Annotated in this window: 24 protein-coding genes; 15 read left to right on the forward strand and 9 right to left on the reverse strand. The window is 72.8% G+C overall.

All coding sequences use genetic code 11. From position 1 onward, the window contains the following. Window positions 1-228 precede the first annotated feature (228 nt). From AB0K65_RS04940 to AB0K65_RS04960, 5 genes are all read left to right on the forward strand, one after another. The gene (locus tag AB0K65_RS04940) at window positions 229-738 is read left to right on the forward strand and encodes a hypothetical protein (RefSeq protein ID WP_365714307.1); all 510 of its coding nucleotides are present in this window, start codon (window positions 229-231) and stop codon (window positions 736-738) included. A 246-nt stretch (window positions 739-984) separates the two neighbouring features. Beyond that, window positions 985-1,251 carry a hypothetical protein gene (locus tag AB0K65_RS04945; RefSeq protein WP_365714308.1) on the forward strand — a complete coding sequence of 89 codons (267 nt, stop codon included), beginning with the start codon at window positions 985-987 and terminating at the stop codon, window positions 1,249-1,251. 258 nt (window positions 1,252-1,509) lie between these two features. Next, window positions 1,510-2,538, forward strand: a complete 1,029-nt coding sequence (locus AB0K65_RS04950) for a hypothetical protein (protein ID WP_365714309.1) — start codon at window positions 1,510-1,512, stop codon at window positions 2,536-2,538. A 166-nt stretch (window positions 2,539-2,704) separates the two neighbouring features. Then, entirely contained in the window at window positions 2,705-3,217 is a 513-nt protein-coding gene (locus AB0K65_RS04955) for a hypothetical protein (RefSeq protein ID WP_365714310.1), read from the forward strand. A gap of 292 nt (window positions 3,218-3,509) precedes the next feature. Further along, entirely contained in the window at window positions 3,510-3,788 is a 279-nt protein-coding gene (locus AB0K65_RS04960; RefSeq protein ID WP_365714311.1) for a chaplin, read from the forward strand. A gap of 77 nt (window positions 3,789-3,865) precedes the next feature. Here AB0K65_RS04960 and AB0K65_RS04965 read toward each other — a convergent pair whose 3' ends face one another. Continuing rightward, on the reverse strand, window positions 3,866-4,732 hold the full coding sequence (locus tag AB0K65_RS04965; RefSeq protein ID WP_365714312.1) for a tyrosinase family protein: 867 nt from the start codon (window positions 4,730-4,732) through the stop codon (window positions 3,866-3,868). Then, window positions 4,716-5,168, reverse strand: a complete 453-nt coding sequence (locus AB0K65_RS04970) for a tyrosinase family oxidase copper chaperone (protein WP_365714313.1) — start codon at window positions 5,166-5,168, stop codon at window positions 4,716-4,718. Before AB0K65_RS04970 ends, AB0K65_RS04965 begins: the two co-directional genes overlap by 17 nt. A 172-nt stretch (window positions 5,169-5,340) precedes the next feature. Here AB0K65_RS04970 and AB0K65_RS04975 point away from each other — a divergent pair, with 172 nt between their 5' ends. Genes AB0K65_RS04975 through AB0K65_RS04985 form a run of 3 tightly spaced genes read left to right on the forward strand, consistent with a single transcriptional unit; the run spans window position 5,341 to window position 7,527 of the window. Then, complete coding sequence (locus AB0K65_RS04975) at window positions 5,341-5,844, forward strand: DUF5949 family protein (protein WP_365714314.1); 504 nt, start codon at window positions 5,341-5,343, stop codon at window positions 5,842-5,844. A gap of 17 nt (window positions 5,845-5,861) precedes the next feature. Then, complete coding sequence (locus AB0K65_RS04980) at window positions 5,862-6,506, forward strand: vitamin K epoxide reductase family protein (protein ID WP_365714315.1); 645 nt, start codon at window positions 5,862-5,864, stop codon at window positions 6,504-6,506. A 1-nt stretch (window position 6,507) separates the two neighbouring features. Beyond that, window positions 6,508-7,527 (forward strand): glycosyl hydrolase, encoded by a 1,020-nt coding sequence (locus AB0K65_RS04985; RefSeq protein ID WP_365714316.1) that lies wholly within the window; start codon window positions 6,508-6,510, stop codon window positions 7,525-7,527. Here the strand turns inward: AB0K65_RS04985 and AB0K65_RS04990 are convergent. Together AB0K65_RS04990 and AB0K65_RS04995 are read right to left on the reverse strand one after the other, a co-directional pair. Further along, complete coding sequence (locus tag AB0K65_RS04990) at window positions 7,493-8,107, reverse strand: TetR family transcriptional regulator (RefSeq protein WP_365714317.1); 615 nt, start codon at window positions 8,105-8,107, stop codon at window positions 7,493-7,495. The two genes, AB0K65_RS04985 and AB0K65_RS04990, sit on opposite strands and share 35 nt — an antisense overlap. A gap of 17 nt (window positions 8,108-8,124) precedes the next feature. Then, window positions 8,125-8,799 (reverse strand): hemolysin III family protein, encoded by a 675-nt coding sequence (locus AB0K65_RS04995; RefSeq protein ID WP_365714318.1) that lies wholly within the window; start codon window positions 8,797-8,799, stop codon window positions 8,125-8,127. Between the two features lie 207 nt (window positions 8,800-9,006). Here AB0K65_RS04995 and AB0K65_RS05000 point away from each other — a divergent pair, with 207 nt between their 5' ends. Next, window positions 9,007-10,830, forward strand: coding sequence for a phosphoenolpyruvate carboxykinase (GTP) (locus AB0K65_RS05000; protein WP_365714319.1), 1,824 nt, complete (start codon window positions 9,007-9,009; stop codon window positions 10,828-10,830). Between the two features lie 304 nt (window positions 10,831-11,134). Here AB0K65_RS05000 and AB0K65_RS05005 read toward each other — a convergent pair whose 3' ends face one another. After that, window positions 11,135-11,527, reverse strand: coding sequence for a hypothetical protein (locus AB0K65_RS05005; protein WP_365714320.1), 393 nt, complete (start codon window positions 11,525-11,527; stop codon window positions 11,135-11,137). A gap of 103 nt (window positions 11,528-11,630) precedes the next feature. After that, window positions 11,631-12,842, reverse strand: a complete 1,212-nt coding sequence (locus AB0K65_RS05010; RefSeq protein WP_365714321.1) for a pyridoxal phosphate-dependent aminotransferase — start codon at window positions 12,840-12,842, stop codon at window positions 11,631-11,633. 162 nt (window positions 12,843-13,004) lie between these two features. Here AB0K65_RS05010 and AB0K65_RS05015 point away from each other — a divergent pair, with 162 nt between their 5' ends. Both AB0K65_RS05015 and mptB read left to right on the forward strand, forming a co-directional pair. Further along, the gene (locus AB0K65_RS05015) at window positions 13,005-13,520 is read left to right on the forward strand and encodes a hypothetical protein (protein ID WP_365714322.1); all 516 of its coding nucleotides are present in this window, start codon (window positions 13,005-13,007) and stop codon (window positions 13,518-13,520) included. Window positions 13,521-13,669: 149 nt separating this feature from the next. Next, on the forward strand, window positions 13,670-15,208 hold the full coding sequence (gene mptB / locus AB0K65_RS05020) for a polyprenol phosphomannose-dependent alpha 1,6 mannosyltransferase MptB (RefSeq protein WP_365714323.1): 1,539 nt from the start codon (window positions 13,670-13,672) through the stop codon (window positions 15,206-15,208). Window positions 15,209-15,323: 115 nt separating this feature from the next. Here mptB and AB0K65_RS05025 read toward each other — a convergent pair whose 3' ends face one another. Beyond that, window positions 15,324-16,949 carry a D-aminoacylase gene (locus AB0K65_RS05025; protein ID WP_365714324.1) on the reverse strand — a complete coding sequence of 542 codons (1,626 nt, stop codon included), beginning with the start codon at window positions 16,947-16,949 and terminating at the stop codon, window positions 15,324-15,326. Between the two features lie 15 nt (window positions 16,950-16,964). Continuing rightward, window positions 16,965-18,359 (reverse strand): alanine racemase, encoded by a 1,395-nt coding sequence (locus AB0K65_RS05030; protein ID WP_365714325.1) that lies wholly within the window; start codon window positions 18,357-18,359, stop codon window positions 16,965-16,967. A gap of 147 nt (window positions 18,360-18,506) precedes the next feature. Between AB0K65_RS05030 and AB0K65_RS05035 the strand changes: the two genes are divergently transcribed. The 4 genes from AB0K65_RS05035 (at window position 18,507) to AB0K65_RS05050 (ending at window position 22,326) form a co-directional block, all read left to right on the forward strand. Then, the gene (locus AB0K65_RS05035) at window positions 18,507-19,610 is read left to right on the forward strand and encodes a sugar kinase (RefSeq protein ID WP_365714326.1); all 1,104 of its coding nucleotides are present in this window, start codon (window positions 18,507-18,509) and stop codon (window positions 19,608-19,610) included. After that, entirely contained in the window at window positions 19,607-20,359 is a 753-nt protein-coding gene (locus AB0K65_RS05040) for an IclR family transcriptional regulator (RefSeq protein ID WP_365714327.1), read from the forward strand. The genes AB0K65_RS05035 and AB0K65_RS05040 overlap by 4 nt, the downstream gene beginning before the upstream one ends. Before the next feature lie 10 nt (window positions 20,360-20,369). After that, a complete protein-coding gene (locus AB0K65_RS05045) occupies window positions 20,370-20,780 on the forward strand; it encodes a RidA family protein (RefSeq protein ID WP_365714328.1) in 411 nt (136 codons plus the stop codon). Between the two features lie 100 nt (window positions 20,781-20,880). After that, a complete protein-coding gene (locus AB0K65_RS05050) occupies window positions 20,881-22,326 on the forward strand; it encodes a gluconate:H+ symporter (RefSeq protein ID WP_365714329.1) in 1,446 nt (481 codons plus the stop codon). Window positions 22,327-22,348: 22 nt separating this feature from the next. Here AB0K65_RS05050 and helR read toward each other — a convergent pair whose 3' ends face one another. Next, the gene (helR, locus tag AB0K65_RS05055; RefSeq protein ID WP_365714330.1) at window positions 22,349-24,487 is read right to left on the reverse strand and encodes an RNA polymerase recycling motor ATPase HelR; all 2,139 of its coding nucleotides are present in this window, start codon (window positions 24,485-24,487) and stop codon (window positions 22,349-22,351) included. Window positions 24,488-24,506: the final 19 nt, after the last annotated feature.

The following is a 24,506-nucleotide window of genomic DNA, read 5'->3' on the forward strand; positions in this document are numbered from 1 at the left end:
AGGCCGGCGCGCCGCCCCGTCAGGGAGCGGCGTGTCGGCCTTTCCTCGTTCGGACGCACCCGTGTGCGCCGTCCGGTGCAACGGCGTACGCCCCTCGGAGGAGCAGGTCAGAGGGGTGCATTCACCCGAACGGAGGTATGGCGCTCCGTAGCGCCGCCGTTGCGGAGCGCTATCACCGCAGGCACGGTGGCGGGGAAGTTGTCCGACGCATAAGGAAAAGGAACACATATGCGTCCCCTGGCATCACGCCGTCTCACCGTCCTGGCGATAACCGCCGCACTCACCCTCGGCGCCGCGGGATCCGCCCTCGCCGACGAACACCACCCCACCCGTCCCGCCCCGGCCGCCGTGGAAGCGGACGCGCCCACACCGCGGACCGCCGGCGAGGTCGCCGCGGAAGTGGCCGCCCGGGTCTCCGCCGGAGCCGCCGCGGAAGCGGCGACGCGCGCCGACTCCGAGACCCCCGCCCGGAAGGCGGTGCCCGCCGACCCGATCGGCGACACCGTCGCCGCCGTCGAGAAGACGGTCGCGGACCTGCTCGCCTCCCTTCCCCTCGGAGGCGTCACCGATCTGGTCTCGCAGATCACCACACCCCTGACCTCACTGATCGACCAGCTCGTGGAGTCACTCCTCGGCGGGCTCCCCCTGCCGGATCTCCCCGCACTGCCGGAGCTGCCGGCCGACCCGCCGGCGACCGCCCCGCAGCTTCCCGCGGAGGCGCCCCTCTCCGCCCCGTAGCGGCGGCGCACGAACCCGCGCCGTGCCGGTCCCGCATCCCCGGACCGGCACGGCGCTCGCGTGTGCGATCGGCAAATAGGACCGCGCCCCTTCGTTCGGGTGCAGTGTCGAGAAATCCTTCCTCCCGGAGTTTCCGGGGAGCGAACGTCTCGTTACAGAAGACGGAACGACGTACAGGAATCCGCCAAGAGGCCTGTGCTGCAAGCGACTTGCTTGTGAAGACGTCATCGAGGAAGGACTCACTCCATGAAGCCCACCAAGGTTGCCGCGGTCGTCGCCGGTTCCGTGATGGCGCTGGCCGCCGCCGCGCCCGCCATGGCCGCCGAGCCGACGGCCGTCCCCACCAGCCTGGACGGCGGTCTCGAGGCGCTCAGCAGCGACGGACTCAAGACGGACACGCTGAGCAGCACCACGGACGGCTCCGTCGTCGAGACCGTGGGGGAGACCACGGAGACGCTGAACGACACCAGCAAGGGCACGCAGCTCCTCGGTGGTCTTCCGCTCGGCGGCTGACGGCCGCCCGCACCCTCGCTCCACCCGGCGGGCGCTCGCTCCCTCCGCGTCCGACCGCTGCCCCCTTTCGGCCGATCGAATGACTCTCCCCGATCGCCGACCTGTGGTTCCGGTCCCCGCGGTGCGCCGCTCCTTACGCTCTCGCCAACCCCACGACCAACGGTCCGCCGACGACCGACGTACCGAATGCGTGGACAGGCCGGTCGGAGCGAGGGGGATTCCCTGCCGGTCTCTCCCTTTCTCCAGAGGAAGAGCGGTATGCGATCCAACATCAGCAGGAAGCTGCTCACCGCCGCGGCCGCGACGGGTGTCCTGTCGCTGACCGGCGGCTTCGCCGCGTCGGCGGAAGCCGCGCCCGGGACCGCCACGGGCCGGCACCCGCAGGTCCACTCCACCGCGGACGAGGCGGGCGGCCACGGCTACGGCCACGAAGACGAGTCCGGCGGGTACGGCGACGAGCCGGGCGGCTACGGCGACGAGTCCGGGGGGTACGGCGACCACCCGGGCGGGTACGGCGACCAGCCGGACCACCCCGGTGGCCCCGGCACGCCCGACCACCCGGACCAGCCGGACACCCCCGGTGGCCCTGACCACCCGGACCAGCCGGACAACCCCGGAGGCCCTGACCACCCGGACACCCCCGGTGGCCCTGGCGGCCCCGACCATCCGGGCGGCCCGGACAACCCCGGTACTCCTGACACCCCGGGCGGCCCCGGTGGCCCCGACCACCCGGACCAGCCGGACAACCCCGGTGGGCCTGGCAGCCCCGACAACCCCGGTGGGCCTGGCGGCCCCGACCACCCCGGTGGCCCGGACAACCCGGGTGGCCCCGGGGGGAATCCGGACCAGCCCGGGAACCCGGATCAGCCGGACACCCCCGGTGGCCCTGGCAGCCCCGACCATCCGGGCGGCCCGGACAACCCCGGTACTCCTGACATCCCGGGCGGCCCCGGTAGCCCGGACCAGCCCGGCACGCCCGACCAGCCGGGAACCCCCGACCAGCCCGGCACGCCCGACCAGCCCGGTACGCCCGGTGGGCACCCGCAGAAGCCTCCCGTCACGCCTCCTGTGGTCCCGCCGTCCACGCCGCCGACGGCCCCGGACCACACCCCCCACGCTCCCGGCGCGCCGGGCGGGCCGGGCAGGGCCGTGCTGCCCGAGACCGGGAGCGCGCCCGAGCTGGCCGGCGCCGCCGCCGCCAGCGCGGCGCTGATGGTCGGCGGGGCCGTCCTCCGTCTTCGCGGCAGCCGCCTCGTCCGCGCCCGGCGCTCCGAGCGCGACGGCTGACACAACGCGCCGACGTGCCGTCAACCGATCCCCCCGCCGTCACCGGTGGGGGGCTCTTCCATTGCTGCAACCAGGCGAATTCTCGCGACGTTCTCCGCGGCGGGCTCGTTCACAGGGCGCAGCACCACCGCACCCTTGTCTCCTGCTCTGAAGGACGTACGCAGTCATGAATCTGCGAGCTCAAGCCGGCATGGGAATCCTCATGACCGCTCTCGCCTCCGCGGCCATGGCGGCCCCCGCGACCGCCGCCGAGGCGCCGGTGATCGTTCCGCTCCAGGGCCTCGAGCCGGTGATCCCGATGGACGCACCCACCGTGGCGAGCGGGGTCCCCATGCCCGTCCCCGGAGCCCCCACCGGCTTCCAGCACGGCCGCGCCGCCGCGCTGCCGGACGTCGGTCTGCCCCAGGTGCCGCTCGGCACCACCGTCCCGGAGACCCTCGTGGCCGCCCCGCTGCCCGAGGTACTGGACGGCAGCCGGCCCGGCACCGCCCAGGTGGCCAACCCGCGCGCCCGGATGGCGACCGCGACCCCCGGCGCCACGCTCGGCAACCCCCTCACCCAGCCGCGCGGTGAGCACGCGGGGCTCCCGGCCCTCGCGGAGCCGCAGCTCGGCGTCATCGGCCCCGCCGCGCGGGGAACGCTCGGCCCCGAACTGGGCCTGGCGCAGCCGACGGCCTGACGGCGTTCTGGTGTGCGACCGATGACCCGGCGGGTGAAGACACGATTCTTCCCCGCCACCCGAGGGGTCGTTGCTCGTTACACCGGAAGGCTTGTCGCATGGCCGCGGCTCGCAGATCCGGGGGTCCGCTCCGTCGTATCCGGCGGCGGGTGGGCCACCGGTCTGCGGGCCACTCTTTTCCCGATGTCGTTCCGTACGGCCTAAAAACCGTGACTCGCGCGCCCTTTCGGCGTTGAAGGGGAACGACGGCCGTGATTCTCGCGGTCGCTTTTCCACGTCCAAGGAGTTCTTGATGTCTCGCATCGCGAAGGCTGCCGCTGTTCTCGCCGGCACGGGTGCCGTTGCCCTCAGCGGAGCCGGCATGGCCGTCGCCGACTCGGGTGCCCAGGGTGCCGCGCTCAACTCGCCCGGTCTGGCCTCCGGCAACGTGGTGCAGGTCCCGGTCCACGTCCCGGTCAACCTGTGCGGCAACACCGTGACCGTCATCGGCCTGATCAACCCGGCGTTCGGCAACCAGTGCGCGAACGTCGACGGCCACGCTGAGCACCGTGACGGCGGCTACGGCGCCTGATCCGACCGGACACCGAGCCGATCACCGAGCGGCCCCCCGGCACACCTGCCGGGGGGCCGCTTCGTACGCCCGCACCCTCACACGTACCGGTAGATCCCGCTGTGGTCGAGCATCTGGGCCGGGGTGACGTCCCACGGCCCCATCCGGTCGTCGAGAGCCGCGATCCGTCCGCGCTGCGCGTCGCCCGGCGGAGGCTGGCGCGTGGGGAGGTACGTGGCCCGCGGGTGGCGCTGCTGCCAGCGCGACCACAGCAGGTCGACGAAGGAGTGGTGCAGCCAGAACACCGGGTCGTTGACCGAGGCGCCGCCCAGCATCAGGCCGCCGACCCAGCGGTGCACCCGGTTGTGGAGCCGGAAGCGGTCGTTGGTCCGGCCCGGGCCCCACCCCTCCAGGCCGTTTCGGAAGCCGGAGGCGCTCGTGGAGTTCCAGGGCGCAACGTCGTACACCGTCTCCCGCATCACCGCGTCGACCTGCGCCTCGGTGGGGAGCGTGAGGGGGCTCGAAGGGCGGCCGAAGTCCCGGGTGAGGAAGCCGCCTTCGGTCATGCCGTACACGATGTTCCATCGCCCGCCCGCGTGGGCGAAGGGGCCGGTCGTCACCTGGAGGTCGCCCCGGCGTCCGTTGCCGCCCATGAAGTCCTCGCCCCAGAGGGAGGCGGCAGGGGTGTTGTCGCGGGTCCAGTCCCAGTAGGGCACGGTCACCGTCGGGTCGATCCGGCGCAGTTCCCGCTCGAACTCCAGCAGGAACTTGCGGTGCCAGGGCAGGAAGCTGGGCGTCGCGTGGGCCAGGCGGAGGCGGGTCTCGCCGTCGGCGACGTAGTAGTCGATGTGCGTGCGGACGAACTCGTCGTACGTGCCCCGGCGCTTGAGTTCCAGAACGGCGGAGACGAACTTCCTCCGCTCGGCGCTGGTCAGGCCGCGCTGGTTCTTACGCGTGTGGACCACGCGGGCTCCCTCCCGGGCCGGCGCCGTGACCGCCCCGGACGCCGTGGACCGCGGCGAGACGGGACAGGGGCGCGGACCCCAGCTGGTCCACGGCCGCGCGGGTGGCCGCCCGTGGCGTCGGACAGGACTCGTAGTGATCGACGGGGGTGAGATAGCCGCCGTCGGCGCAGCGCATCAGATGCAGCGGCCGTCCGTCGACGAGGACCTCCGGCACGCCCGTCGGCGTGGCCCGGGCCTGGATGCGGCGTCCCCGGTACATCTCGTCGAACGTCTCCTCGGAGGCGTCGGCGGTGCGGGAGGCGTCGGCTGGATCCGCGCCGGCCGCGGGGCGGCCCGTGCGCGGGGTGGTGGTGATGCGGGCGAGCACGCCGCCCGTGAACGCGGCCACGGTCAGGGTGAAGAGGGACCGCAGCGCGACGCGACGCGAGACGATCATGAGCGATCTCCTGGTGGTCGGGAGCCCCCGTCGAAGGCGGGGGATAATGCCCTCAGGGCTTAACGAGGAAAACGCGCGTTCGTTGCGGAGGAATTACCGTCGGGGTGAATGTCGGCCGATCGGGTGAATTCCTGCCAGGGTGAAGGAGTCGAGGCCACTAGCATCCCGGGGCATGACCTCTTCCCCTGTGGTTTCCTCGGAACTCAGCGCCTCCCCGCTGGGAACGCTGACCGTCGTCTCATGGACGACCGGACCGGTCGGCGACAGCCCCGTCACTCCTTTCCTGATGGTGTATTCACTCGGTGACGGCCGTGACGGTCCGGAGGCCGGCGAAGAAGCGATGCGGTCCGCCCTGGAGGGCATGGGGCTGCCGCTCGGCGGCCAGGTGGTCGACGTGGCGAAGGAGCCCAGCGTCGGTGCGCACCTGCTCGTCGAGGCCCAGCAGGCCGTGCTCACGCTGCCGTTCATGAAGGTGCAGTGCCCGGTGCCGGCGGAGTGGGAGGCGGCCGCGAAGGCGATCGGGCACGCCTACCTCATCTGTTCCGTGCGCCCCTGGCCCGAGGCCGTGCCCGGCGAGCCGCTCTCGGAGGAGCGCCTGCGGGCCTTCGCCTCCGACGAGGAGGTCCTGGCGGCCGGGGCGCACCTGCTTCTGCCGGTGCGGCGGCTGCAGCGCTGAGCGGCGGGGGCGGCGTCATGGCGACGGTGAGCGTACGGGGCGGGGTACCGGAGCAGAGGCAGGACGGGGCCCGGGAGAGAGGCGGGGCGATCGGCGCGAGCCGGGCCTTCGCCTGGATGCTGGTGGTCACCGGCGCGGCGGGCGTGCTGGCCGGCTGGGTCATCACGATCGACAAGTTCCTGCTCCTGGAGGATCCGGACTTCCAGCCGGGATGCAGCCTCAACCCTGTGGTCTCCTGCGGCAACATCATGAAGAGCGAGCAGGCGGCGGTGTTCGGTTTCCCGAACCCGATGCTGGGGCTCGTGACCTACGCGATGGTCGTCGCGGTCGGTGCCGGGCTGCTCTCCGGTGCCCGGTACCGGGGCTGGTTCTGGCGGGGGCTCAACGCCGGGATGCTCTTCGGCGTCGGATTCTGCACCTGGCTGATGTACCAGTCGCTGTACGAGATCAACTCGCTGTGCCTGTGGTGCTGTCTGGCCTGGGTCGCGACGATCGTCATGTTCTGGTACGTGACCTCGCTGAACGTCCGGGCGGGTCTGCTGCCCGCGCCGGCCGCCCTGAAGGGCTTCTTCGAGGAGTTCACCTTCGCCCTGCCCGTCCTGCACATCGGGATCATCGGGATGTTGATCCTGACCCGGTGGTGGGACTTCTGGACCAGCTGACGTGACGTCATCCCTCCGGCCGCGGGTAGCACTGACCGTGCTGCTCGCGGCCGTTCTCGCGCTGGTCCTGCCGGGCGACCGGCTCGCGCCGGGCTCCCGGTACACCACCGCGGAGCCCGCCGCCCCCGAGGCGGTTCCGGTGCCGCTGACGGTGCCGTCCGGTTTCTTCACCGGATCCGACGCGACCGGCGTGCGGCGGATCGGCGAGCTTCAGCGCTGGCTCGGCGGCGCGCCGCTGACCGTGGGGCACACCTATCTGCCCGGGGACCGCTGGTCCAACATCGAGGGGCACCCGGCGCTCTTCGAGCCGTGGGCGCGGTGGAAGGAGGCGGGGCCGGGGCGGCTCTTCGTCCTCAACGTGCCGATGCTCGACCGCAGCGAGGAGGGGCTGCCGGACGCCCAGGTCCGGGCGGGGCTGCGGAGCGGGGCCGCGGGGGCGTACGACGCCCACTTCCGCGCCCTGGGGGAGCGGCTCGTGACGCACCGGCTCGCCGACGCGGTGCTGGTCCTCGGCTGGGAGATGAACGGCACCACCTACAGCCACCGCTGCGGGCCGGACCCGGAGAGCTGGAAGGCGTACTGGCAGCGGGTCGTCGGGGTGCTGCGGGCCGTGCCGGGGCAGCGTTTCCGCTTCGACTTCACCGCGAGCCGGGGCCGTGACGCGGTGGAGTGGACGCGTTGCTATCCGGGTGACGCGTACGTCGACATCATCGGGATGGACGCCTACGACCAGCCGGAGGGCCTCGACTTCGCCGGGCAGGTGACGGAGGAGTACGGGCTCGCGGACCACGTCCGGTTCGCGGCGGCGCACGGCAAGCCCGTCTCGTACCCGGAGTGGGGTCTCTTCCGCAACGGCGACAACCCCGAGTACGTCCGGGGGATGCTCGACTGGTTCGCGCGGCACCGGCCCGTCTACCAGACGTTCACGGACTACTGCCCGCACGGGGTGTGGGCGTGTGCGGACAACCCGCAGTCGGGGCGGGTCGTCAGGGGCGCGTTCGGAGCGTCAGGCCGCCCTTGAGGGCGTCGACGGTCCGGTCCAGGAGTCGGATCAGGTCGTCGTGCCGGCCGCGCTCGGCCCAGTAGACGGTCGCCTCGCGCAGCGCGCCGAGGACCGCCGCCGTGAAGACCCGTACCTCCAGGTCGTCGGCGGTGCGGCCGGTGCGGTCGGCGAGGGCGCGGGCGAGGCGCTGGGCGGTGTCGGCCGTGGTCTCGGTGAGCCGGGCCCGTACGGCGGGGATCTCGACCATGAGCCGGGCCCGCAGCCGGGTCTCCTCGGGCTCGTCGGCCAGCGCCGCGGACACCGCTTCGAGGATCACGGCGCGCAGCGACTCCAGGGGCTCCTCGCCGGCCGGGCGGGCCCGCAGGCGGGCCTCCATCAGCGGGTCCCGCTCGTCGGTCAGGAGGATGTCCTCCTTGACCGGGAAGTAGCGCACGACCGTGGAGGGGGACACCTCGGCGGCCGCCGCGATCCGGTCCACGGTGACGGTCTCCCAGCCGTGCGCCGCGGCGAGGCGGTAGGTGGCCTTCCGGATCGCCGCGCGGGTCCGGGTCTTCTTGCGTTCGCGCAGGCTGGGGCGTGCGGGACTGTCGGCGGCCATGGCCGTCATTGTGCTGGTCAGGAGTGCTGGTAGGCCACCAGGGAGATGCCGACGTAGTGGACGGCGAAGGCCGCCAGGGTCAGCGAGTGGAAGACCTCGTGGAAGCCGAACCAGCGCGGGGAGGGATTGGGGCGCTTGAGGCCGTAGATGATGCCGCCCGCGCTGTAGAGCAGCCCGCCGACGACGACGAGGACGAGGACGGCGATGCCGCCCGCCCGCATGAAGTCCGGCAGGAAGAAGACGGCGGCCCAGCCCATCGCGATGTAGCAGGGCGTGTACAGCCAGCGAGGGGCGCCGACCCAGAAGACCCGGAACGCGATGCCGGCGGCCGCCGCCACCCAGACCGCCCACATGAGCGGCCGCCCGGTGGAGTCGGGGAGGAGCAGCAGGGTCAGCGGCGTGTAGGTGCCCGCGATGATCAGGAAGATGTTGGCGTGGTCCAGCCGCCGCAGGATCGCCTCGCCGCGCGGGCCCCAGGTGCCCCGGTGGTACAGCGCGCTGATGCCGAAGAGCAGACAGGCGGTGAGGACGTAGACCCCGCAGGCGATCCGGGCCCGGGGCGAGTCGGCGAGGGCGACCAGGGCCACACCCGCCACGATCACCGCCGGAAACATCCCGGCGTGCAGCCAGCCTCTCAGCCGGGGCTTCACGAACTGCTCGATCTCGTTCACCGAGGGCATGGCGGAAGTCATGAACCGAATGCTACCTACGCCCCCGTAGGTCCCGAAGAGGAGTGGCGATGCTCACGTGGGCGGCCCTCTGGACATATGGGCACGCGCATCGGATGATCAAATGAGTGCGGTCGGCACCGGATGAGCGCGAGCGTCTCCACACGAGAAGCATCCGGGTCGCAGCCCCCAAGGGGCCTACATCTAAAAACCCCTCATCAAGGAGCAATCGTGGCGCGCGACAACGCGGCTCCCACCACCGTCCCCACCAAGCACCAGGAACTGGTCTCCTGGGTGAACGAGATCGCGGCGATCACGCAGCCGGACGACATCGTCTGGTGCGACGGATCCGAAGCCGAGTACGAGCGCCTGTGCGAGGAGCTCGTCGCCAAGGGAACGTTCAAGAAGCTGGACGCGATCAAGCGCCCGAACTCGTACTACGCCGCCTCCGACCCGTCCGACGTCGCGCGCGTCGAGGACCGGACCTTCATCTGCTCCGAGAAGGAGGAGGACGCGGGCCCGACCAACCACTGGAAGGCCCCGGCGGAGATGAAGGAGGTCTTCGCGGGCGAGAAGGGCATCTTCCGCGGCTCCATGAAGGGCCGCACGATGTACGTCGTGCCCTTCTGCATGGGCCCCGTCGGCTCGCCGCTCTCCGCCATCGGCGTGGAGATCACCGACTCCGCCTACGTCGCCGTCTCGATGCGCACCATGACCCGCATGGGACAGGCCGTCCTCGACGAACTCGGCACCGACGGCTTCTTCGTCAAGGCCGTCCACACCCTCGGCGCCCCGCTTGCCGAGGGCGAGGCCGACGTGCCCTGGCCCTGCAACACCACCAAGTACATCTCGCACTTCCCCGAGACCCGCGAGATCTGGTCGTACGGCTCCGGCTACGGCGGCAACGCCCTGCTCGGCAAGAAGTGCTACGCCCTGCGCATCGCGTCCGTCATGGCGCGCGACGAGGGCTGGCTCGCCGAGCACATGCTGATCCTCAAGCTCACCCCGCCGCAGGGCGAGTCGAAGTACGTCGCCGCCGCCTTCCCGTCCGCCTGCGGCAAGACCAACCTCGCCATGCTGGAGCCCACGATCTCCGGCTGGACGGTCGAGACGATCGGCGACGACATCGCCTGGATGCGGTTCGGCGAGGACGGCCGCCTCTACGCCATCAACCCCGAGGCCGGCTTCTTCGGCGTCGCGCCCGGCACCGGCGAGCACACCAACGCCAACGCCATGAAGACCCTCTGGGGCAACGCGGTCTTCACCAACGTCGCGCTCACCGACGACGGCGACGTGTGGTGGGAGGGCATGACCGAGGAACTCCCGGCCCACCTCACCGACTGGAAGGGCAACGACTGGACGCCCGCGTCCGAGACGCCGGCCGCCCACCCCAACGCCCGCTTCACCGTCCCCGCCGCGCAGTGCCCGATCGCCGCGCCGGAGTGGGAGGACCCCAAGGGTGTGCCGATCTCGGCGATCCTCTTCGGCGGACGCCGCGCCTCCGCCGTCCCGCTGGTGACCGAGTCCTTCGACTGGCAGCACGGCGTCTTCCTCGGCGCCAACGTCGCCTCCGAGAAGACCGCCGCCGCCGAGGGCAAGGTCGGCGAGCTGCGCCGCGACCCCTTCGCGATGCTGCCCTTCTGCGGCTACAACATGGGCGACTACATGGCCCACTGGATCAAGGTCGGCAAGAACGCCGACGCGTCCAAGCTGCCGAAGATCTACTACGTCAACTGGTTCCGCAAGAACGACGCGGGCAAGTTCGTCTGGCCCGGCTTCGGCGAGAACAGCCGCGTCCTGAAGTGGATCGTGGAGCGCCTGGAGGGCAAGGCCGAGGGCGTCGAGACCCCGATCGGCATCCTCCCGACCGTCGACTCCCTGGACACCGACGGCCTGGAGCTGCCCGCCGAGGACCTGGAGTTCCTGCTCAAGGTCGACCGCGACGTCTGGCGCGAGGAGGCCGCCCTGGTCCCCGAGCACCTGAACACCTTCGGTGACCACACGCCGAAGGAGCTGTGGGACGAGTACCGCGCGCTGGTCGAGCGCCTGGGCTGATCCCGCCCCGAGACTCGTGACGGGTTGCCCACGACAACCGCCCTGACCAGTGGGGTCACGACGACCCGTCACGACGCATGCCGGCCCCCGAAGCCCCTCACAGCTTCGGGGGCCGGCCCTTTCTCGTGGGCCGGGTCCGAGGGGCGACTTCGCGGACCGGTCCCGGGGGAACGGCGAAGGCTCCGCCGTGCCCGGGCGGGCCGCGCAGGGGCGGCGTCCAGGGTCGGGGCGGAGCTGAGGGCCCGGGGGCCCGGAGTGGGTGGCACCCGGTCCGCGCGCCTCCCCGGCACGCGGACCGGGGCCGTCAGGGGGCGCTGACCAGTTCGGGAGAGGTCAGTGCGGCGGAGTGCGCGTCCATGCGCTCGGCGGCGAGGATCGCGGCGGCGGTGTCCGCCCGGGAGGCGGCGACGACCAGGGCGCGGCCCGCGAGAGCGTGGGCGCGGCGGTGGAGGGACGGGGCGGAGGAGCCGCTCAGTCCGGCGTGCCGGGCCGGGGGCGCGCCCCGCAGCCGGGCCACCTGCTGGGCGATGCGCTCGCCGGCCGTCGTGTCACCCAGCTCGTCCGTGACGGCGAGCAGGGCCGAGAGGTGTCCGGCGAGCTGGATGTCCAGCTCCTCCTCGCGGGAGCGGTGCGGGTACGCGTTCTGGTCGTCGTCGGCCATCCGGTGGACCGACTTCGTGCGGATCGGTTCGTACATGGGGATGGCCTCCTGCGTCAGCTATGCAGCCATCCTAGCTTAGATCCCGTCTAAAGTTGAGCGACGTCCGGGAGGGCCGTGCCCCCGCGTGAGGGGGCCGCCGTCACGGCTGGCCGTAACCGTCCAGGAAGTTGCCGATCCGCGTCACCGCGTCCGCCAGGTCCGTGGCGTTCGGGAGCGTGACGATCCGGAAGTGGTCCGGCTCGTGCCAGTTGAACCCCGTGCCGTGGACCACCATGATCTTCTCGGCCCGCAGCAGGTCGAGGACCATCTGCCGGTCGTCCTTGATCTTGTAGACGTTCGGGTCCAGGCGCGGGAAGAGGTAGAGCGCGCCCTTCGGCTTCACACAGGTCACACCGGGGATCCGCGTGAGCAGGTCGTACGCCACGTCCCGCTGCTCCAGCAGCCGTCCGCCGGGCAGCACCAGGTCCTCGATCGACTGCCTGCCCTGGAGGGCCGCGGCCACCGCGTGCTGCGCCGGCATGTTGGCGCACAGCCGCATGTTGGCCAGGATCGTCAGGCCCTCGATGTACGACGTGGCGTGGGCCTTCGGCCCGCAGACCGCGAGCCAGCCGGAGCGGAAGCCGGCCACCCGGTAGTTCTTGCTCATGCCGTTGAACGTGAGGACGAGCAGGTCGGGGGCGAGCGCGGCCGTCGGAGTGTGGGTCGTGCCGTCGTAGAGGATCTTGTCGTAGATCTCGTCCGAGCAGACCACGAGGTTGTGACGGCGGGCGATCTCGGTGAGCGAGCGGAGCATCTCGTCGTCGTAGACGGCGCCGGTGGGGTTGTTCGGGTTGATGATCACGATCGCCTTGGTGCGGTCGGTGATCTTCCGCTCGATGTCGGCGAGGTCCGGCATCCAGTCCGCCTGCTCGTCGCAGCGGTAGTGCACGGCCGTGCCGCCCGCCAGCGAGACCGAGGCCGTCCACAGCGGATAGTCCGGCGCCGGGACGAGCACCTCGTCGCCGTCGTCGAGCAGCGCCTGCATCGACATCTGGATCAGCTCGGAGACGCCGTTGCCCAGATAGATGTCCTCGACGGAGAGCGGGATGCCCTTGGTCTCGTAGTGACTCATCACCGCGCGGCGGGCGGCGAGCAGGCCCTTCGCGTCGCCGTAGCCGTGCGCGTCGGCGAGGTTCCGCAGGACGTCCTCGAGGATGGCCGGCGGGCACTCGAAGCCGAAGGCGGCCGGATTGCCGGTGTTGAGCTTGAGGATGCGATGACCGGCAGCCTCGAGTCGCATCGCCTCTTCGAGCACCGGGCCCCGGATTTCGTAACAGACGTTGGCGAGCTTCGTGGACTGGATCACCTGCATGACGTGAGCTTACGGCGGTGCCGGGCCGGGCGCCTCGTGTTTTGGGACACGTCGGGCGGTTCGGGCGTCCCGCCCCGGCGGGACCGGGGGAACGGGCGGCCGCATGTCCGGAATGTGACCTGGCTCGCACCGGGCGTGGCGCGCTCCCTAGAATGCGCCGCCATGGACCACCACCAGGAGCACGGCGCCGTCGGCGCCCCGCGTCACCGCGCACGCCATCGGTCGGACCGTTCCGGCCGGGGCGGCCGGAACGTCGTCGTCGGCGCCGGGCTCCTCGTCGCGGTCGCCGGAGCCGCCGTCGTCGCCGTCTTCACGGGCGCTCTCGGTTCCGGAGCCGGCGGCGGGCCCGCGCCGGCCGGGGACGGCGAGCACCCGGGGGCGCCCGCGCTGATCCAGCCCGACACCTCGGGCGGCGACGCGGAGGACGGGGCGGACGGATCGGCCGGCGCGGACGGGGCCGAACGGGGTACGGGCGCCACGGGCACGCCGTCGCCGACCGCCTCCGCGGGCGCGAAGGGCACCTCCCCGAGCGACCCCGCCGACGGCGGTGCCGACGGCACCGGGTCGTCCGGCGGGTCCACGAGCGCCGCCACCGCGAGCGCGACCGCGACGGCCTCCCCCGAGAGGCCCGGCAGGGCCGACTCGGCGCCTGGGGCGTCGAAGCGCCCCAAGGAGTGAGGAGCGCCCGGAAGTGACGGGGAGCGGCACCCGCGGCTCCGTGCGGAGGGGTGACCGGGGCTGACGGAGCGGGTGGCGCGGCTCGGTACGGAGGGGTGACCGGGAGCGAGGGGCGGGGTGCCCGGCGCGTCAGGATAGGTTGACCCGTCATGTGGATGTCGAGTGCGAGCGCCGCCGGATGCCGGTGGCTGGGGGCGGCCGGTTCGCTGGCCGTCGCCGTCGGCGGCCTCGCTGCGGGGACTCTCCCGTCACGTGAACCGTGGGGCGTCTGGGTCCCGCGGGGCTCCGGGATCACCCTCGCCGCCACCGTCCTCGCGTACGCCGGGCTCACCCTGCTGGTGGCGGCCTGGTGGCGGTACGGCCGGCTGCTCGCGGCCGGGGCGCGCGACCGGGTCCTGGTCACCCTCGCCTGGTGGACCGCCCCGCTGCTCCTGGCTCCGCCGCTCCACAGCGCCGACGTCTACAGCTACATCGCGCAGGGCGCGATGGTCCTCGAAGGCCACGACGTCTACGGCGAAGGCCCCTCCGTCCTCGGCCCGGGCGACCTCGGCGCGGACGCGGCCGACAGCGTCGGCGGGAACTGGACCGATACCCCCGCCCCCTACGGACCGGTCTTCCTCGTCCTCGCCCAGGCCGTCGTGAAGCTCACCGGCGGGGAGATCGTGCCCGCCGTCCTCGGGATGCGGCTGATCGCGCTGGGCGCGCTCGCGCTCATCGTGGTGTCCGTGCGGGCCCTGAACCGGGACGGCGGGGACGGGGGGTGCGTGGGAGACGGGCGTGCGGGCGCGCTCTGGCTGGGCGCCCTCAACCCCCTCCTGCTGATCCACGTCGTCGGCGGCATGCACAACGACGGCCTGATGATCGGGCTGATGCTGGGCGGCGTGGTGCTCGCGGTGCGCGGTCGCTGGGTGCTCGGGTCCGTCCTCGTGGGCCTCGCGATGATGATCAAATCGCCGGCGGCGGTGGCTCTCCTCTTCATCGGGGTGATGGTGGCGCGGCGGGACGGGGGCGTACGCGGTGTCGTGCGGGGCCTCGTCCTGCCGGGGCCGGTGGCCGGAGCCGTGGCCGTCGGGGCGACGCTCGCGGCCGGGACCGGGTTCGGCTGGCTGCGGACCCAGAGCGTCGCCGGGACGATCCACACCGCCCTGTCCCTCACCAGTGACGTGGGGCTCGGGCTCGGGCTGCTGTTCGGCGACGGACCCGAGCCGGTCAAGGGCGTGGTGCAGAAGCTGGGTCTGCTGGCGGCGCTGGTCGTCATCGGGGCGCTGGCCTGGCGGGCCTGGAAGGGGCGCCTCGATCCGGTCCTCGGCCTCGGGCTGTCGCTGGTCGTGCTGGTGGCGCTCTCGCCGATGGTGCAGCCGTGGTACGTCCTGTGGGGGACGGTGGTGGTCGCGGCGGCCGCCGGGACCGCGGCGGCGGGAGTGCCGGTCGGGGAGGGCTCGGAAGGCTCCCGGGACGGCCTGCGAGGCCGGGTGGGGCTGGTGCTCGCCGTGCTGTCGGCGGCGCTGGTGTACGAGACGGCGCCGACGGGGCGCACGCCGTGGTACGGGTTCGTGGTGGCGGGGCTCGTCCTTGCGGCGGCGCTCCTGTGGGTCCGGCGCGGGCGGGGCGCCGGGCCACGGGCGACGGTGCCCCGGCAGGTCCGGGCCTCCGTGGCGGACGGGCGCCGGGAGCGGACGCGCCCCTAGGGGCGCCGTCCCGCGTGCCCACCCGGCCCGCCCCTGCGGGAGGAGTGGCCACACGGTGGGGGGGCAGGGGCCGGGACGGGTGTCCACACGGTGGCGGGGTGCCACGTCGGGGCTGTCAGGGGTATGCGGTGCGGCGGATCGCGCGGCCGGGGAGCGCGGTGGTGCGGACGCCGTCCTCGATGACGAAGCGGCCGTCGACCAGGACGTGCGGGATGCCGACCGGCAGGGTGCGGGGGGCGTCGAACGTCGAGCCCGGGGCGACCGTCGCCGGGTCGAAGAGGACCAGGTCGGCGCGGTAGCCCTCGCGGACCAGGCCGCGGTCCGGCAGGCGCAGGCGGGCCGCCGGGCGGGACGTCAGATGGGCCACGCACTCCTCCAGGGAGAGGACGCCGAGGTCCCGGGCGTACGTCCCCAGGTACTGCGGGAACGTGCCGTACGCCCGCGGATGCGGCTTGGAGCCCTGGAGGATGCCGTCCGAGCCCCCGGTGTGCACCCGGTGGCGCATGATCGTCCGGACGTTCTCCTCGTGGCCCACGTGCTGCAGGATCGTGGTGCCCAGCCGGTCGCCTATCAGCAGCCCGCGTGCCGTCGCCCACGGACTCTCGCCGCGCTCCCCGGCCGACCGCGCGATCGTCGCGCCGACGTACGGCGCCAGCGCCGGGTCGCTCACCCCCGAGATCTCGATCGTGTCCCACTCGATCGGCACGCCGTGGCAGCCGTCCGACCCGATCTCCTCCAGGTGGTGCCTGATCCGCTCCGCCGTCCCGTCGTCGCGCAGCCGCGCCAGGACCGCCTCCGGGCCGCCCTCGCTCGCCCAGCTCGGCAGCATCGCCACCAGCGTGGTGCAGCCCGGGGTGTACGGATACGTGTCGAGGGAGATGTCCGACCCGCCGTCGAGGGCCTCGTCCAGCAGGGCGAGCAGCTCCGGAGCCCGGCCCTCGTTCACACCGAAGTTCATCGTGGCGTGGGCGAGGTGCAGGGCGCAGCCGGCGTCCCGGGTGAGGGCGACCATCTCCTCGTACGCCCCGAGCGCACCGGCGCCGTACGAGCGGTGGTGGGGGCAGTAGTAGCCGCCGTACCGTGCCACGACCTTGCACAGTTCGGTCAGTTCGGTGTCCGGCGCGTACATCCCGGGGGTGTACGTCAGGCCGGAGGACATGCCGACCGCGCCCTGTTCCATGCCCTCGGCGACGAGCCGGCGCATCCGGTCCAGCTCGGCGGCGGTGGCGGGGCGGTCCTCCCATCCGACGGCGTACATCCGCACCGTGCCCTGCGGGACGAGGTAGGCGGCGTTGACGGCGATCCCCTCCCCGCCGTGCGAGCGGTCGAGACGGTCCAGGTACTCGCCGACCGTGCGCCAGTCGAAGTCGATGTCGGAGCCGTCGCCGTTCCAGCCGGTGATCGCCCGGCGGACCTCGGCGAGCGTGCGGTCGTCGACCGGCGCGTACGACAGGCCGTCCTGGCCGAGGACTTCGAGGGTCACGCCCTGCGCGGCCTTGGCGCTGTGGTCGGGGTCGCGCAGCAGCGCCAGATCGCTGTGGGCGTGCATGTCGATGAAGCCGGGGGACAGCGCCAGGCCCTCGGCGTCCACCGTGCGGCGGGCGGTGGGCCGCTGGCAGCCGGCGGCCGCGGCCTCCTTGACGATCGAGGCGATCCTGCCGTCCTGGAGGGCGACGTCGGCGCGGTAGGACGGCCCGCCGCTGCCGTCGTAGACCTCCGCGTCACGGAAGACGAGATCCATCGGGGCTCCCTGGGCCTAGAAGAACGTACGGATGTAGTCGACGACCGTGCCGTCCGCCTCGACGAGCGGGATCAGCTGCCACTTGTCGAACGACGTGCAGGGGTGTGACAGGCCCATGCCGAGCCAGTCGCCGACCTCGATCGCGGCCCCCGGCTCCGTCCGCAGCCAGCCGTGCTGGTCGGACAGGCCGGTGACCGTGACGCCGGTGGCCGGACGCACGGAGCCGTCGCGGGCGGACCGGACGACCTGTGCCTCGGGCAGGTCCAGGTCGTAGGCGGCGTCCCGCTTGCCCGCGTTGGTGAACGCCTGCTCGTCCGAAGGCCGGGAGACGACCTGCGCCCAGAGCCGGAACGCGGGCTGCAGGGCGCCTTCCTCGGGGACCCGGTTGAACGGCGTGAGGTGGCGGTAGTGCCCGTCGTCGTGGGAGACGTACGCGCCGGAACGCAGCAGCTTCAGGACGGGCAGGGAGAGGGCGGGGATCTCCGCGAAGACGTCGGCGACCGTGTCGAACCAGGCGCTGCCCCCCGCGCTGACCACGATCTGGTCGATGTCGGGGGAGAAGCGGCCGGCCTTGTCGAAGCCCGCGGCGAGCGACACGAGCCGGTGCAGCCACTCCCGTACGCGTTCCGGGGTGGCGCTCGGGACCTCGCCCTCGTAGCCGGCGACGCCGACGAGACGCAGGGTGGTGGTCGCCGCGACCGCGTCGGCGACGGCGGTGCAGTCGGCCTCGGTACGGGCTCCGGTACGCGCTCCCTCGCCCGCTCCCAGCTCCACGACGACGTCGACGGGGCGGTGGGCGCCCGCCTCGGTGAGAGCCGTGTCCATCAGCTCGACCGCGCGCACGGAGTCGACGTAGCAGACGAAGCGGAACCCGGGGTCGGCGTCGAGCTCGGCGGCCAGCCAGCGCAGGGCGGCGGCGTCGACGAGTTCGTTGGCGAGGAAGATCCGGGCGATGCCGTGGGCGCGGTAGACGCGCGCCTGGTGCGGGACGGCGGCGGTGATGCCCCAGGCACCGTGCTCCAGCTGGCGGTCGAAGAGCTGCGGGGCCATGGAGGTCTTGCCGTGCGGGGCGAACGCCAGGCCGTGGCGCTCCGCGTAGCTCTCCAGGAGGCGGAGGTTGTGCTCGACGGACGCGGCGGAGAGGGCGAGGACGGGCGTGGTGAAGCCGCCGGTGTAGAGGTTGCGGCGCTGGGCGGCCAGTTCGCCGACGGTGAGGCCCTCGGCGTCGGGGGGCAGCGCCTTGAAGCGGTGGTCGACGCGCTCGTCCGCCAGCCGCCGGGTCGCCGGACGTCCGGCGGCCGGCCCCGCGCCGGTCGGTCCTCCGTCGGCCGACGGACGTTCCTGCGCCGGCCGGCCGACGGCCGGCCGCTCGTTCGCGGGCTGGTCGTTCCCCGGCTGCTCGGTGGGCATGGGGCCTCTCCTTCGCGTGGTCGCGGATCGCGTTCCCGATGCTGTTGCAGCATGTGCAACATGCATTGCGTATATCGCTTGAAGCTGTCTAACATCCGGGCCAACCCCGGGTCAACGGACCCGCACGACCGACGAGGAGCCCCGAAGGTGACCGGTACCCCGCCCGTCGGCCCGCCCGTGGACGCGCCCCGCGACGCGCCCGTGGACGTCGTCTGCCTCGGCGAGTCCATGGTCACCTTCCTGCCCTACCGGCCGGGCCGCCTCGCCGACGTCCCCGCCTTCACCCGCACCATCGGGGGCGCCGAGTCCAACGTCGCCTGCGCGCTGGCGGCGGCCGGGCACCGCACCACCTGGGTCAGCCGGGTCGGCGCCGACGGCTTCGGCGACCACCTCGTCGAGGCGATCGCCGGGTACGGCGTCGACACCTCCGCCGTCCAGCGGGACCCGCTGCGCCCCACCGGCGTCTACTTCCGCACCGCCACGGACCGGGCCGCCGACGCGCACGAGGTCGTCTACTACCGGGCCGGGTCCGCCGCGTCCGCCATGTCCCCGAGGACGGTGGGCTACGGGGACGTCGACGCCGGGCGCGTCCTGCACCTCTCCGGTGTCACCGCCGCCCTGTCCGAGGACTGCCTGGCCCTGATGCGCGCGCTGACCGCCCCTCGGGCCGGGCGGCCCCTGGTCTCGTTCGACGTGAACTTCCGGCCGGGCCTCTGGCGCGACGGCACCGCGGGCGCGGTGCTCCTGGAGCTGGCCCGCGGCGCGGACCTCGTCTTCGTCGGCGAGGACGAGGCCCGGGAGGCATGGGGACTGGCCGGCCCAGAGGCCGTCCGCGCCGCGCTCCCCGAGCCGGCCGTCCTCGTCGTGAAGCGGGGCGCCGCGGGAGCGGCCGTGTTCGAACGCCGCCCGGCCGCCGAGCCCGGCGTCGAGTCGGCGGCCCGGAGCCGCCCGGCCGGTGAGGCCGTCACCTTCGTGCCCGCGCCCCGCGTCGACGTCGTCGCCCCCGTCGGCGCCGGGGACGCCTTCGCCGCCGGGTTCCTCTCCGCCACCCTGCGGGGGCTCGACGTGAAGAACCGGATACGGCACGGCCACCTCATGGCCGCCGCCGCCCTCACCGTCCCCGGTGACCTCGGCGTCCCCGCCGGCCGCGCGCGCGCCGACCGGCTGGCCGGTCTCGACGACGCCGCCTGGGAGACACTTCACCTCGGCCCCGGCTGGACGGGGGAGGACCAGGAGGTACGTACGCCATGAGCCAGACCGTCGACCGCGCGCTGAGCATCCTGCCGCTGCTCGCCCAGGGCCCCGCCGACCTCGGGCAGGTCGCCGAACGGCTCGGCGTCCACAAGTCCACCGCCCTGCGCCTGTTGCGCACCCTCCACGAGCACGGACTCGTCTACCGCCAGCAGGACCAGCGCTACCGCCTCGGCGCCCGCCTCTTCGCCCTCGCGCAGGAGGCCGTCGAGAACCTCGACATCCGCGAGATCGCCCATCCCCACCTCATCGCGCTCAACGAGCGGATCGGGCACACCGTCCACCTCGCGGTCTACGAGGAGAGCGAGGTCCTCTACATCGACAAGGTCGAGAGCCGCTACCCGGTCCGGATGTACTCCCGGATCGGCAAGCCCGTCGCGATCACCGTCGCCGCCGTCGCCAAGCTGCTGCTCGCCGACCTGCCCGAGCCCGAGCGGCGCGCCGTCGCCGCCAAGCTCGACTACCCCCTGTACACGCCCCGTTCGACCCCGAACGCCGCCGCCTTCCTCAAGGAGCTGGCGACCGTACGCGAACAGGGCTGGGCCACCGACCTCGGTGGCCACGAGGAGTCCATCAACTGCATCGGCGCCCCCATCCGCGGCGCGGACGGCCGGGTCGTCGCCGCCATGTCGGTCTCGGCCCCCAACGTGGTCGTCACGGCCGAGGAACTCCTCACCCTGCTCCCCCTGGTGCGCCGCACCGCCGACGGCATCAGCCGGGAGTACTCAGGCAACCCCGCGAAGGACTGAAGGACAGCGCATGAGCGAGAAGACCGCCCTCACCCCCGCCACCCACACCGCACCGCCCGCGAAGTTCTCCCACGGCGTCAGGAAGGGCAACATCCTCCAGGTCGCCGGACAGGTCGGCTTCCTCCCCGCCGTCGAGGGGCAGGCGCCCACCCCCGCCGGACCGACCCTGCGCGAGCAGACCCTCCAGACCTTCGCCAACGTCAAGGCGATCCTGGAGGAGGGCGGCGCGAGCTGGGACGACGTGATGATGATGCGCGTCTACCTCACCGACGTGGACCACTTCGCCGAGATGAACGAGATCTACAACCAGTACTTCGAGGAGCAGGGCCTGAAGGCCCCCGCGTCCGCCCGTACGACGGTCTACGTCGGACTCCCCAAGGGGCTCCTCATCGAGATCGACGCCCTCGCGGTCCTCGGCTGACCGGGACGGCCCTCCCTGAACTCCCGCTCCACGGCACGGCGTCCGTCACCGGAACGCCGTGCCGCGCTCCCCCCTACCCGAAAACGAGGACCCCCCGGCCATGACGCCCACCGCTCCACCACCCCACACCGGCGGCCTCCTGCTCCTGATACCGGGCACCGCGGGACTGCTCACCGTCGCCGCGCTCGGCATCGCCCTGCTCCTCCTGCTGATCATCAAGGTCCGGCTGCAGCCCTTCGTCGCCCTGCTCGCCGTCTCGATCACCGTCGGCCTCGCCGCCGGGCTCTCCGTCACCGAACTCTTCGGCACCGTCCAGAAGTCGGCCGCCACCTCCGTCATCGAGAACGGCATGGGCGGCATCCTCGGCCACGTCGCCATCATCATCGGCCTGGGCACCATGCTCGGCGCGATACTCGAGGTCTCCGGCGGCGCCGAGGTCCTCAGCTCCCGCCTCCTCGGCCTCTTCGGAGAGAAGCGCGCCCCCCTCGCCATGGGCCTCACCGGGCTCATCTTCGGCATCCCGGTCTTCTTCGACGTCGGCATCTTCGTGCTCGCGCCGATCGTCTACGCGGCCGCCAAGCGGTCCGGCAGGTCGATCCTGCTCTACTGCATGCCGCTGCTCGCCGGCCTGTCGATGACCCACGCCTTCCTGCCGCCGCACCCCGGGCCCGTCGCCGCCGCCGGTCTGCTGCACGTCTCCCTCGGCTGGGTCCTCCTCATGGGCGTCCTCGTCGGCATCCCCGCCGTCCTCGCCGCCTGGGGGTACGCCGCGTGGATCGGGAAGCGCCTGTTCGTCGAGGTCCCGCAGGACATGGTGGAGGCCGCCGAGGAGGCCAGGGCGAAGGTGGACGCCGAACGCACGGGCGTCAGCGAGGCGCCGGTCCCCCTCTCCACCGTGCTCCTCATCATCGGCACCCCGCTCGTCCTCATCCTCGCCGCGACCTTCTCCTCGATCGGTCTCGACCCCTCGACCCTCCGGTCCGTGATCGAGTTCTTCGGCAACCCCTTCGTCGCGCTGACGATCGCGCTGGTCCTCGCGTACTACCTGCTCGGCATCCGCCGCGGCTGGTCGCGCACATCCCTTGAGCAGGTGTCCACCTCCTCGCTGAAGCCGGTCGGCAACATCCTGCTCGTGGTCGGCGCCGGCGGTGTCTTCGGCGCCGTCCTCAAGGCCAGCGGCGTGGCCCAGGCGCTCTCCGACACGTTCAACGACGTCGGCCTGCCGGTCCTCGTGCTCGCCTATCTGATCTCGCTCGTCCTGCGCGTCGCCCAGGGCTCGGCGACGGTCGCGATCGTCACCACGGCGGGGATCGTGCTGCCGCTGGTGGAGGGCGGCGGTCACTCGCAGGCCTTCCTCGCGCTGGTCATCATGGCGATCTCGGCCGGCTCCATCTTCGCCTCGCACGTCAACGACGGCGGTTTCTGGATCGTCTCCCAGTACTTCGGCATCTCCGAGCGGGACACCCTGAAGTCCTGGACGGTCCTGGAGTCGGTCCTCTCCGTGACCGGGTTCGCGGTCGCGGCGGCGCTCAGCCTGCTGGTCTAGGCCGTGTCCGGCGGCGGCCGTCCTAGCGGAGGACGACGAGCCGCTGGGTCGCCCGGGTCATCGCCACGTAGCGGTCGACCGCTCCGGCGACCCCCGTGCCGAACGCCTCCGGGTCGACCAGGACGACCAGGTCGAACTCCAGGCCCTTGGCCAGCTCCGGGGTGAGCGACCCGACCCGGGCGGTCGGCCGGAAGGCGGGGTCGCCGATGACGCAGGCGATCCCGTCGGCGTGCGTGTCCAGCCAGGACTCCAGGACCGCGTCCCGCTCCGCGACCGATCCGTGGACGACGGGGACACCGCTGCGGCGGACGGACGTCGGCACGTTGGCGTCCGGCAGCGCGGCCCGGATGGCCGGCTCGGCCTCGGCCATCACCTCCTCCGGCGTCCGGTAGTTGACGGTCAGCGAGGTCGTCTCGATCCGGTCGAGCCCGACCCGTTCGAGACGTTCCCGCCACGACTCCGTGAACCCGTCCCGGGCCTGGGCGCGGTCGCCGACGACCGTGAAGCTCCGGGACGGGCAGCGCAGCAGCAGCATCTGCCACTCGGCGTCCGTCAGTTCCTGCGCCTCGTCCACGACGATGTGCGCGAACGGGCCGGCCAGGGGCTCCGGGCCGGCGGCCGGCAGCACGGAGTCGTCGACCAGCGTGTTCCGCAGGTCCTGCCCCCGCAGCATCGTCACCGCCCCCTCACCGTCGTCGTCGGCCGCGAGGACGTTGTCGATGACACCGGCCATGCGCTCGCGCTCGGCGGCGAGGGACGCCTCCTGCCGTCGCCTGCGGCGCGACGCCTCCGGGTCGCCGAGCCGCTGCCGCGCCGCGTCCAGGAGCGGCAGGTCGGACACCGTCCACGCCTGGGCGTCCGCACGCCGCAGCTTGCGGACGTCGTCGGGGCCCAGCCACGGAGCGCACATCCGCAGGTACGCGGGGACCGACCACAGGTCCCCGACCAGGTCGGCCGCCTCGAGCAGCGGCCAGGCGCGGGAGAGGGCCCCGGTCAGCTCCTCGTCGTGCCGCAGGGCCCGCCGGAAAAGGTCGGACGGGACCTCGGCGTCGAGCCGGTCGCGCAGGATCGAGACGAGCTCCTCCCAGATCACCTCGCGCGCCTCGTTGTGCGGCGTTCCCGGCCCGGCCGCCCGGAAGGCCTCGGCCCAGTCCTCGGCGCTCAGCGGGAGCTCGGCCCACGGCGTCGAGACCGTCGTCCCCTCCTCGGGAGGCGTCTCGTAGAACGCCACGGCCTTCTCGATCGCCTTCACCATGTCGGCGCTCGACTTCAGCCGGGCCACCTCCGGGTCGGCCTCGGGCACGGCCCCCGCGCCCTCGGGGACGAGGTCCCGCAGGGTGCAGGTCCGCACGCCCTCCTCCCCGAGGCTGGGGAGGACGTCGGCGACGTAGGCCAGGTAGGGCTGGTGCGGGCCCACGAACAGCACGCCGCCGCGGCGGTGACCGAGGCGCGGGTCGGAGTAGAGGAGGTAGGCGGAGCGGTGCAGGGCGACGACGGTCTTGCCCGTGCCGGGGCCGCCGTCGACGACGAGAGCGCCTCGGGAGCCCGCCCGGATGACGGCGTCCTGGTCGGACTGGATGGTGGCGAGCACGTCGCGCATCCGGGCCGACCGGCTGGAGCCCAGGCCGGCGATGAACGCCGACTGGTCGTCGAGCGCGGCGTGCCGGTCGAGTCCGTCGGCGGTGAAGACCTCGTCCCAGTAGTCGCCGACCCGGCCGCGGGTCCAGCGGTACCTGCGGCGGCTTGTCAGCCCCATCGGCCGGGCGTGCGTCGCCGCGAAGAACGGCTCGGCCGCGGGGGAGCGCCAGTCGATCAGGAGACGGCGGCCCGTGCTGTCGGTGAGGCCGAGCCGGCCGATGTAGACGGGCTCGGAGTCGTCCTCACCGACGACGCGGCCGAGGCAGAGGTCGAGGCCGAAGCGGCGCAGGGCGCGCAGCCGGCCGGTCAGCCGGTGGATCTCCAGGTCCCGCTCCAACGCCTCCCGGCCGACGCCGCCGGGTGCCCTGCGTGTGGCGGCGAGACGGTCGGACAGTTCGGCGATCGCCTGGTCGAGGGTCTCCGCGATGGCCGCGAAGTGCCGCTCGTCGTCGGCGATCAGCGCGGGATCGGCCTTCGGGGCGAGACGTTCGGGGAGGTCGAAAGCTGACGAGGAAACACGCACTTCGTGAATCACCCAATTC

The sequence above is a fragment of the Streptomyces sp. NPDC053755 genome (assembly GCF_040677675.1).
In the GTDB taxonomy this organism is placed as follows: domain Bacteria; phylum Actinomycetota; class Actinomycetes; order Streptomycetales; family Streptomycetaceae; genus Streptomyces.

Bases quoted from the DNA above. Each gene is read 5' to 3' on its own strand.
- AB0K65_RS04990 (WP_365714317.1), bottom strand. From the start codon at position 8,107: ATGGCCGCCGACAGTCCCGCACGCCCCAGCCTGCGCGAACGCAAGAAG.
- mptB (WP_365714323.1), top strand. From the start codon at position 13,670: ATGTGGATGTCGAGTGCGAGCGCCGCCGGATGCCGGTGGCTGGGGGCG.
- AB0K65_RS05010 (WP_365714321.1), bottom strand. From the start codon at position 12,842: ATGCAGGTGATCCAGTCCACGAAGCTCGCCAACGTCTGTTACGAAATC.
- AB0K65_RS04975 (WP_365714314.1), top strand. From the start codon at position 5,341: ATGACCTCTTCCCCTGTGGTTTCCTCGGAACTCAGCGCCTCCCCGCTG.
- AB0K65_RS04960 (WP_365714311.1), top strand. From the start codon at position 3,510: ATGTCTCGCATCGCGAAGGCTGCCGCTGTTCTCGCCGGCACGGGTGCC.
- AB0K65_RS04950 (WP_365714309.1), top strand. From the start codon at position 1,510: ATGCGATCCAACATCAGCAGGAAGCTGCTCACCGCCGCGGCCGCGACG.
- AB0K65_RS04980 (WP_365714315.1), top strand. From the start codon at position 5,862: ATGGCGACGGTGAGCGTACGGGGCGGGGTACCGGAGCAGAGGCAGGAC.
- AB0K65_RS05030 (WP_365714325.1), bottom strand. From the start codon at position 18,359: ATGCCCACCGAGCAGCCGGGGAACGACCAGCCCGCGAACGAGCGGCCG.
- AB0K65_RS04995 (WP_365714318.1), bottom strand. From the start codon at position 8,799: ATGACTTCCGCCATGCCCTCGGTGAACGAGATCGAGCAGTTCGTGAAG.
- AB0K65_RS05015 (WP_365714322.1), top strand. From the start codon at position 13,005: ATGGACCACCACCAGGAGCACGGCGCCGTCGGCGCCCCGCGTCACCGC.
- AB0K65_RS05025 (WP_365714324.1), bottom strand. From the start codon at position 16,949: ATGGATCTCGTCTTCCGTGACGCGGAGGTCTACGACGGCAGCGGCGGG.
- AB0K65_RS04955 (WP_365714310.1), top strand. From the start codon at position 2,705: ATGAATCTGCGAGCTCAAGCCGGCATGGGAATCCTCATGACCGCTCTC.
- AB0K65_RS05005 (WP_365714320.1), bottom strand. From the start codon at position 11,527: ATGTACGAACCGATCCGCACGAAGTCGGTCCACCGGATGGCCGACGAC.
- AB0K65_RS05050 (WP_365714329.1), top strand. From the start codon at position 20,881: ATGACGCCCACCGCTCCACCACCCCACACCGGCGGCCTCCTGCTCCTG.
- AB0K65_RS05040 (WP_365714327.1), top strand. From the start codon at position 19,607: ATGAGCCAGACCGTCGACCGCGCGCTGAGCATCCTGCCGCTGCTCGCC.
- AB0K65_RS04945 (WP_365714308.1), top strand. From the start codon at position 985: ATGAAGCCCACCAAGGTTGCCGCGGTCGTCGCCGGTTCCGTGATGGCG.
- AB0K65_RS04970 (WP_365714313.1), bottom strand. From the start codon at position 5,168: ATGATCGTCTCGCGTCGCGTCGCGCTGCGGTCCCTCTTCACCCTGACC.
- AB0K65_RS04940 (WP_365714307.1), top strand. From the start codon at position 229: ATGCGTCCCCTGGCATCACGCCGTCTCACCGTCCTGGCGATAACCGCC.
- AB0K65_RS05045 (WP_365714328.1), top strand. From the start codon at position 20,370: ATGAGCGAGAAGACCGCCCTCACCCCCGCCACCCACACCGCACCGCCC.